Origin of the sequence: Catellatospora chokoriensis (assembly GCF_011297315.1) — a bacterium.
In the GTDB taxonomy this organism is placed as follows: Bacteria; Actinomycetota; Actinomycetes; order Mycobacteriales; family Micromonosporaceae; genus Catellatospora; species Catellatospora citrea.
Map to the genome: position 1 here is coordinate 18,848 of NZ_JAAOTI010000051.1, position 8,350 is coordinate 27,197.

The window sequence follows — 8,350 nt, forward strand, 5'->3', positions numbered from 1 at the left end:
GCACAATCCCCTCATGTTCGACTTCGGCATCGCCGGCTACGAGCCGCGCTGGTTGCATGGCCTTGAGGTGGTGGTGGCTGCGCATGGACGTCGGCTGGGCGCCTTGACCGGCCGCGTACTGCGACACGTCTGGCTGGTCTGGGATCTCGACGCGGACGAGTGGTTCTCGGATTGTCCGGTTCTGCTCGACTTCGGCGATGACCATGTCCTGGTCAACCACCAGAAGCTCGACGACCTGTCGATCACGTTCGGCAGCGTGGACATCAGCCGACCCCTGACGTGGGGGACCTCGGACGGCTTCCGCCTTTCGTGGCGGGCGGAACCCCTGCCGGAGCTGGGGGCGCTGGCGGGTCAGACGCTTCGGGGCACCGAATTGCGGGAGTTCAGCGGCGATTTTCCGGCTGATGGCAGTGTCACGCTCAGCCTGAGGTTCGCTGTAGGTCGGCTGCGCATCTTCAACGCCTGCGACGAGAACGGTCTGGCCTTCGACCCGCCTGGCTCCGTCGAGCCTGGGCGTGGGGCGACGTGGCGGTCAGCGGGTGAGGGCCGTGGTGACCTCGGTGCGGGAGGCGACGCCGAGTTTGCGCAGGATGCTGGAGACGTGCACGGCCGCGGTCTTCGGTGAGATGTACAGCCTGCGGGCCAACTCGGCGTTGGTCAGGCCGTCGGCGACCAGCAGCGCGACTTCTCGCTCGCGGGTCGTCAGCGCGGAGACGCCGGTGACCGTCTGCCGTCCGTCGGCGGGGGCGAGACCGAGTTGGGCCCGCAACTGGCCGAGCTGCTCCACCCGCCAGCCGGTCCAGCGGCGCAGCAGTTCGCCGGCGCGCTCGACACAGCCGGCCGCCTCGGCGTCGCGGCCCAGCGCCAGCAGGCAGCGAGCCGCGCCGAGGTGGGCGGTGCCGCGTACGGCCAGGGCCAGCAGCGGCGACTCGGCGACCGAACGGTAGCCGTCCAGCGCGGCCGAGTCCTGCCCGCACACCTCGGCGAGCTGCGCCTCGACCAGTGCCCGCCAGTGGTCCCAGACCTGGCCGTCGAGCAGTTCGGCGGCGAGCTGCCGTAGGCGGGGCAGCGGCAGTCCGGCGTGCAGTGCCGCGGACAGCAGGTCGTGTGCCTGCTCGCCGCTGCGCCACGCCTGCTGGCGTAGCCCGTCGAGCACCCGGTCGAGCAGCGCGTCGGCGCCGTCGAGGTCGCCCCGGCGGCAGGCCAGGTGGAAGCCGAGGCCGTCGAGCACCAACGGGTCGACCTTCTCGATGCCCGACAGATCGGTGATCAGCCGCTGCACCCGGTCGAGGTTGCCCGACTCCAGGCACAGACCGGCGAGGAAGACCGCGTGGAAGTCGGCGCGGCGGCCGGAGTAGAGGTAGCCGCGGTCGCGGGAGCGGCCTTCGTCGAGCGCGCCTATCGCGGCCTGCAGGTCGCCTTCGCGCATGGCCAGCCGGGCCAGGCCCTGGAAGTATGCCGCGACGGCCAGCGACTCGAATCCGGCCCGCTCGGCGTCGCCGCGCATGCGCTCCAGCAGCTCGGCCTGCTCGGTCAGCGACGACGCCTGCGGCATGTTCACCAGCCGGTTCAGCGCCCGCGCGGCCAGCACCCACTCGCCGAGTTTCTCGGCCTCGTCGACGAGGCCGGACAGGGTGGCCCGGCCCTCCTCGGACCGGTCGGGGTGGCCGGTCAGCACGATGCCCTTCTCGACCAGGGCGGCGAGCCGGATCTGGGGCAGGTCGAACTCGGCGGCCAGGGCGAGGGCCCGGTCGGCCCATTCGAGGGCTTCGTCGTCGTGGTCGCGCAGCATCGCCGACTGCGCCACGGCGGTCATCGCCCGGGCCTTGTCCGCGCCGGGCGGCAGCTGGGCGATGAGCCGTTCGATGTCGGTGGTGACCTTCTCCAGCCACGGCTCGTCGTCGGTCTCCCACGCGAGCCGGATCAGCAGGTAGAGCGCGTCGGCGCGGTCGGCGGGCCCGTCGGCGAGGTCGCGCCAGCGCTGGGCGTACCCGGCGGCGTCGTCGACCAGCCCGGCCAGCCAGGCGGCACGGGCCGCGGCGGACAGCAGGGTCAGGTCCTCGGGGTCCTCGGCCATGCCCATCTCGGCCAGCTGCAGCGCCTGGTACGCCGACCCGATCGCCAGGTACAGCACCGCGCCGCGGCGGGCGGCGGACACCATGTCGGCGTACCGGCCGGCGGCCTGCGCGTGGTGGGCGATCAGGGCCGGGTCGGCGTCGCCGCCGTCGAGCAGCGCCTCCAGGGCGCTCTCGTGCAGGCGGCGGCGCTGGCGGCCGAGCATCTGCCCGGTGATGGCCTCGCGGACCAGCGCGTGCCGGAAGCTGAACTCGTCCTCGCCGGCCTCCACCAGCACCCCGCGCACGACCAGGTCGCGCAGGACGCTGATCAGCTCGTTCTCGCTGGCCCCGGTGACGGTCGCGAGCAGGTCGAACGGGGCTCGGCGGCCGAGCACCGCGGCAGCCTCGACCACGCGCTGCGCGTCGGCGTCGAGGCTGGCCACCTGGCGGCGCAGCACCTCGGCGAGGCTCCATGGCAGCGGCTGCTCGACCAGGGCGTCGAGGTCGTCGGGCTGGCAGGAGCCGAGCAGTTCCTCCAGGAAGAACGGGTTGCCGCCGGTGCGGTGGTAGAGCGCGGCGGCGGTGCGGTAGGACACCGGCTTGCCGGTGACGGTGGCCAGCAGCGCCGCGGTCTCGGCCTCGGTCAGCCGCTCCAACCGCAGGTGCGCCACGGCGTGCCGGCGTTCCATGCGCTCCAGCAGCGACGCGAGCGGGTGGCGGCTGCTGACCTCGTCCGGCCGGTACGTGCCGATGAGCAGGCGGGGGCCGTCGGTGTCGGCCAGGCGCTCGAACAGCGCGGCGCTCTCGGAGTCGGCCCAGTGCAGGTCCTCGAACACGATCACCGAGGGGTCGTCGCCGACCAGGTCGGCGACCAGCGCCAGCCCGCTGTGCAGGCGTTCGACGGGGCTGCGGCGCGCGTCGGTCAGCGCGGCCAGCCGCTCGGGGTCTACCTGCACGCCGTCGGCGCCGTCGACCGCGTCGAGCAGCAGCTCGTACGGGCGGGCCAGGGAGTCGGGCTCGGCCTGGCCGACCAGCACCACGGCCTGCTCGGGCAGGGTCGGCAGCAGCTCCCGGACCAGCCGGGTCTTGCCGATGCCGGGCTCGCCGCCGACGAACACCACGGCCGGCCGGCGCGACGCCACCAGCTGCGTCAACTGCCGCAGCTCGCGGTCACGCCCGACCATCGTGGAGCTCACCCCACCTCGCTGACTTCCCACGCGCGACAGCGTACCGGCGCGGACGGACAGGCCCGGGGGCCTTTTCGGGCTCCCGGGCCTGTGTGCTCGCTCTCATCGGGGCACACGGTTGCGTGCCTTGCCGCCGATCCGGCGGTGCCACAGCGCGCACGCCGCGACCCGCTCCCGGGCGGCCTCGTCGATGAGTTCCTTGTGGTGCATCTTGGCGAGATCGAAGTAGAGCTCCGGCGATCCGAACATCGCAGACTCCTCGGTCCGAGCGGTCGTCCTGCTGACGACATCCATGCTCGTCTCGCCGGGACTGCTTCCCATCCGCAGCGACGGCCTATCTTCACCGGCCTCGACCCTCCTAGACGGCGGTCGGGGATGGTCTAGGCATACCTACGGGACGTCGGGAAGTGTCAGTGCTGCGGCATGGTGAGGATCTCGGCTCCGTCGTCGGTGATGGCGATCGTGTGCTCGCTGTGTGCGGTCCGGCAGCCGGTCGCGCTGCGCAGTGTCCAGCCGTCGGCGTCGGTGACGAGTTCGGCGGTGTCCGCCATGACCCATGGCTCCAGCGCCAGCAGCAGCCCGGGGCGCAGTTTGTAGCCGCGGCCAGGCCGTCCGGTGTTCGGCACGTGCGGGTCCTGGTGCATCGTCGAGCCGACGCCATGGCCTCCGAACTGGGTGTTGACCGAATAGCCTGCTTCGGTGAGGGCCGAGCCGATGGCGTGGGAGATGTCGCCGATGCGAGCCCCCGGCCCGGCGACCGCGATCCCTGCGTGCAGCGCGCGTTCGGTCGCGCTGATCAGCGCGACGCTCTCCTGGGGTGTCGCGTCGCCCACGAGGAAGCTGATCGCGGAGTCGGCGACGACGCCGTCCTTGGAGACGGCGAGGTCGAGTGACAGCAGGTCACCGTCGGCCAGCGTGTAGTCGTACGGCAGTCCGTGGAGCACGGCGTCGTTGACCGAGGTGCAGATGTAGTGGCCGAACGGCCCGCGTCCGAAGGACGGCGCGTAGTCGACGTAGCAGGACAGCGCTCCGGCTTCGGCGATCATCTGCTTGGCCCACCGGTCGATGTCCAGCAGGTTGGTGCCCACTGCGCTGCGGCTCTTCAGCGTCTGCAGAATGTCGGCGACCAGGGCACCTGCCGCCTTCGCTCGGGGCAGTTCGGCGGGGTCCAGGATCTCGATCATGCGACGCCTTTCTCGGTTACCAATAACTATCCCGGTCATATTATCCCGGTACTATAATCCGACCATGGTCAGGTTGCCGCTCACCGCGGCGGAGGTCGAGCGCGGACGCCGCCTCGGCGCCCTGCTGCGTCGCGCCAGGAGAGAGCGCTCGATGCTCGAGACCGCACTCGACGCACGCGTCTCCCCGGAGACCCTCCGGAAGATCGAGTCTGGTCGGGTGGCGACTCCCGCCTTCCCGACCATCGCGGCGATCGCCGATGTCCTCGGCCTGTCCCTCGACGCCGTGTGGGCCGAGATCAACCAGCCCGAGCCCGGTGTCGAGCCGATCAGCGCCGGCCGCGGCGCACGTCAGCGGTTGGCCGCGTAAGCCCGTAGCGCCGAGGCGCGACGGCCACGGCTGAGCCCGGATCGCCCTGGCCGCCGCCTGACCGGACTGCGCCCGATGTTCCGACGCCGCGAATGGCGACCGTCGCGTCGTCGTATCAACGGTTCGTCAGTAAACGGAGCAGCAGCGTACGGAACACGTCAAGAGGGGTAGCGGTCGCGGTTCGCAGACCCGACGGTGCAAGGGCACACGTAGAACTGCAGGTCGACAAGGCGGAACCGGTGAACGTAGTGGTGGCGATGGTGTCGTTGGCGGCCGGCATCATGCTCGCGGCCCGCGCCCGCGCCTTCAGGCCGCCGGTCCGAGGCGTCACCTTCGACGGGGCGGCCCTGGCTCTTCTCGGCGAAGCGGCGGCCGGCGGTCCGCTACGCCTCATCGCGACCGAACCCACGCTGCGCGACCCCGACCCCGGGTGCCGGACGACGACGGCACCGGCAGGCCGCGACGAGGCGATCTTCCTCGAAGTGGCCGGCGGGTGGGCCGGCCGCGGGCCGTACCAGGTGACCGGTGAGCACTACTGCGGTTATCGCATCCTGACCGTGAAAGGCGATGCCACCGGTCGCACCGTCGCCGCGGTGCTGCTGGGCATCCGTGACGCGACCGGTCACGTGCCCAGCGTCGACTTCAGCTGGCCGATGCACGGCCACGCCCGCCATGTGCTGCGATTCCTGCTCACCGGGGCCGGGCAGCTCGCCCCCGCGGCCCGGGAGGTGCTGCGCCGGGCCGAACCGGACGCCGCGCGCCGCCCGACCGTGCACATCGGACCGTAACCGCAAACGACTCGATCTCGCCGCTTCCGGGGGCCGCGGAGTCTTGCAGTACGGGCGTACTCTCACGCCGACATAGAGCCCGACTCATCCAAGGAGATGGGGCACATATGGACGGGAGCCCACAAACGGCTTTGCTGGCGCTGCTCATCGCCGCCGCCGTGATCCTGTTCCTCACCACGGTCTCGCTGAAGTCCACCCACCGCATCGGCCCCACCGAGGTCGGCCTCGTCACCAAGCGGTTCAGCCGCCGGCGGCTGGCCGACGACAACCCGGTGGCGTTCGCGGGCGAGGCCGGCTATCAGGCAGACCTGCTCATGCCGGGACAGCGGTTCAAGCTGTGGCCGGTGTACTCGGTGACCAAGTTCCCCTGGGTGCAGGTGCCCGCCGGGGAGATCGGCGTGGTCATCGCCCAGGTCGGCGCGCCGCTGCCGATCGGCGCCAAGAGCGCGCGCTACCGGCCGGAGTTCGCCAACTTCTCCGACCTGCGCAGTTTCCTCGCCCACGGGGGCGAGAAAGGAGTGCAGCGGCCGGTGCTGCCGCCGGGCACGCTGGTCCCCATCCACCCCGTCGCGTTCGTGGTGATCACCGCCCGCGAGGTCTTCGGCGTTCCGGTCGCGCCGGAACTGCAGGCCCTGGCCGCCCATCGCGAGCTGACTCCGGCGGCGTTCGGACTGACACCCGAGCGCCTGCGCGTCATGGTGATCTCGCCGCACGGCGACCGTGACGTGATCGGCCTGGTCACCGTGCTGGAGGGCGAGCCGCTGCCGTCGGGTGACCTGGCCAGCCGGCTCGGCGGATTCGGTGACATCACCGGGATGGAGGCGAGCGCCGACACCACCGATGCCGAGATCATCGACGTGCTGCTCGGTTCGAAGAACGAGCTCCACAACAACTACCAGGACTTCCAGGCGTTCCTGGACGCCGGCGGGCGCATCGGGCTGCAGCACGACCCCCTGCTGTACGGCGCGTACCTGCTCAACCCGTTCCTGGTCATGGTCGAGCTGGTGCCCATGCTGGTGGTGAACCAGGGCCAGGTCGCCGTGATCAAGGCTTTCGTCGGCCTGCCCACCCTGGACACCTCCGGCACCGACTTCAAGTTCGGCAGCATCGTGCGGCCCGGACACCGCGGCATCTGGCAGGAGCCGCTGCGCACCGGCAAGTACGCCATCAACCCGCGCATCTACGCCGCCGAGCTGGTGCCGACGTTCATCCTCACCCTGAACTGGGCGAACCTGATGTCCACGGCGCACGACCTGGACGCGCGACTGGAGCCGATCGTGGGCAAGAGCCGCGAAGGCTTCGTGTTCACCATCGACCTGCAGGTGCAGATCCACGTGTCCGACGGCCGCGCGCCACGGGTGATCTCCATGGTCGGCACGATGCTGAACCTGGTGAACGAGGTGCTGCAGTCGGCGGTGGGCAACCACTTCCGCAACACCCTGCAGGCGCTGGAGGCGATCCGCTTCATCGAGACCCGGCACGAGGTGCAGCAGGCCGCCTTCACGGCGATCACGCAGTACCTGGCGGGGTACGAGGTGGAGACGAAGGGCGTCTACATCCAGGACGTGGTGTTCCCGCCGGAGCTGGTCGAGGTGCTCACCCACCGGGAGATCGCCAACCAGCAGCGGGCCACCTACGAGGAGCAGCAGCGGGCCGAGACGGTGCGCGTGCAGATGGAGAAGGCTCGCGGCACCGCCGACATGCAGGCCGAACTCGCCGCGGCCGCGGTCTCGGTGGAGATCAGCGGCAACAAGGCCAAGGCTCGGGAGGCCGAGGCGGGCGGCCAGGCGGCGTACGTCCGGCTCACCGGGCAGGCCGAGGCCGACCGTACCCAGGCGGTGGGTCTGGCTGAGGCGAAGGCGACCGAGGCGCTCGGGCTGGCCCGGGCGGCTGGTTTCCAGGCGCAGCGCGACGCCATCGGCGACGTGCCGACCGCGCTGGTGGCGCTGGCCAACGCCATCGCCGAAGGCAAGATCAACATTGTGCCCGAGGTGCTGGTCACCGGCGGCTCCAGCCTCGACGGACTGGCCGCGACCCTGATGCGCGCCCTGCACGAAGGCAAGGTGCCGCTGCCGCAGCAGGACGGCAAGATTCCGCAGCAGGGCCGCGGCTGAGGGTGGCCCCGAGCGGGGAGAACACACCGTTCTTCCCGCTCGGCGCAGTCCCGCGCGAGTCGGGCTGCCCGCATTGCCGCCGGTGCGGGCGGTGAAGATTCCGCAGGAACGACCCGCCGCCGGCTGAACGCTGCCGGAAACGCACGCGACTCAACAATGCCGGCGCCCGATGACGGCGTCGGCATTGTGTTGTCCGCCACGCCGTACCCCGTCCGTAAACGCCGAGGCCGCCGCAACTCCGCCGCAGCTGAAAAGCGCATCGGTATCCGCGCCGCACGCACATCACAAGCGCACCGGTCTACGCGTGACCTGGGCCTCCACGGTGCCTGCGCAGTCTTGACGAAATCTTGACGACCACGCATTCGCCACGTGGCCTATCGTGTCCAAGGCTCATCCACGGTTCGACTCGGGCATCAGGCGGATATGAACGACACCAAAACGGCCGAAGCGATCGAGTACGCCATTCCTGCCGTCGTCGACAGTCCTGAGGGGGCGCGCCCGCCCGCCGGTCGGCTCGGTGGCTGGCTGCTGCAGCATCGGGTGCAGCCGGTGGGTCCGGAGGCTGATGAGAGTCACGCCAAGCCGCAGTCGTGGTGGAAGGTGATGTGCCTGACCGGTGTCGACTACTTCTCGACCCTGGCGTATCTGCCCGC

General features: G+C 70.9%; 7 protein-coding genes and 1 pseudogene. 5 read left to right on the forward strand and 3 right to left on the reverse strand.

Annotation, left to right across the window (positions count from 1 at the left end):
• The first annotated feature begins 13 nt into the window (after positions 1-13).
• Positions 14-625, forward strand: a complete 612-nt coding sequence (locus HAV39_RS40910) for a hypothetical protein (RefSeq protein WP_239121031.1) — start codon at positions 14-16, stop codon at positions 623-625.
• On the opposite strand, the gene HAV39_RS40915 is transcribed toward HAV39_RS40910, so the two are convergent.
• The 3 genes from HAV39_RS40915 to map all read right to left on the reverse strand — a co-directional run bounded on the left by HAV39_RS40915 (position 533) and on the right by map (position 4,428).
• Complete coding sequence (locus HAV39_RS40915) at positions 533-3,274, reverse strand: ATP-binding protein (RefSeq protein ID WP_239121030.1); 2,742 nt, start codon at positions 3,272-3,274, stop codon at positions 533-535. The two genes, HAV39_RS40910 and HAV39_RS40915, sit on opposite strands and share 93 nt — an antisense overlap.
• A 72-nt stretch (positions 3,275-3,346) precedes the next feature.
• Positions 3,347-3,493, reverse strand: a complete 147-nt coding sequence (locus HAV39_RS40920; protein ID WP_191844455.1) for a hypothetical protein — start codon at positions 3,491-3,493, stop codon at positions 3,347-3,349.
• A gap of 161 nt (positions 3,494-3,654) precedes the next feature.
• On the reverse strand, positions 3,655-4,428 hold the full coding sequence (map, locus tag HAV39_RS40925; protein ID WP_191844456.1) for a type I methionyl aminopeptidase: 774 nt from the start codon (positions 4,426-4,428) through the stop codon (positions 3,655-3,657).
• A gap of 64 nt (positions 4,429-4,492) precedes the next feature.
• On the opposite strand from map, the gene HAV39_RS40930 reads away from it, so the two are divergent.
• The 4 genes and pseudogenes from HAV39_RS40930 to HAV39_RS40945 all read left to right on the forward strand — a co-directional run.
• The gene (locus HAV39_RS40930) at positions 4,493-4,795 is read left to right on the forward strand and encodes a helix-turn-helix domain-containing protein (protein ID WP_191844457.1); all 303 of its coding nucleotides are present in this window, start codon (positions 4,493-4,495) and stop codon (positions 4,793-4,795) included.
• 239 nt (positions 4,796-5,034) lie between these two features.
• Entirely contained in the window at positions 5,035-5,583 is a 549-nt protein-coding gene (locus tag HAV39_RS40935; protein ID WP_191844458.1) for a hypothetical protein, read from the forward strand.
• A gap of 107 nt (positions 5,584-5,690) precedes the next feature.
• Positions 5,691-7,697: an SPFH domain-containing protein gene (locus HAV39_RS40940; protein WP_191844459.1), complete on the forward strand. Its 2,007-nt coding sequence runs from the start codon at positions 5,691-5,693 to the stop codon at positions 7,695-7,697.
• 423 nt (positions 7,698-8,120) lie between these two features.
• A pseudogene (locus HAV39_RS40945) lies at positions 8,121-8,350 on the forward strand (hypothetical protein); the annotation flags it as partial.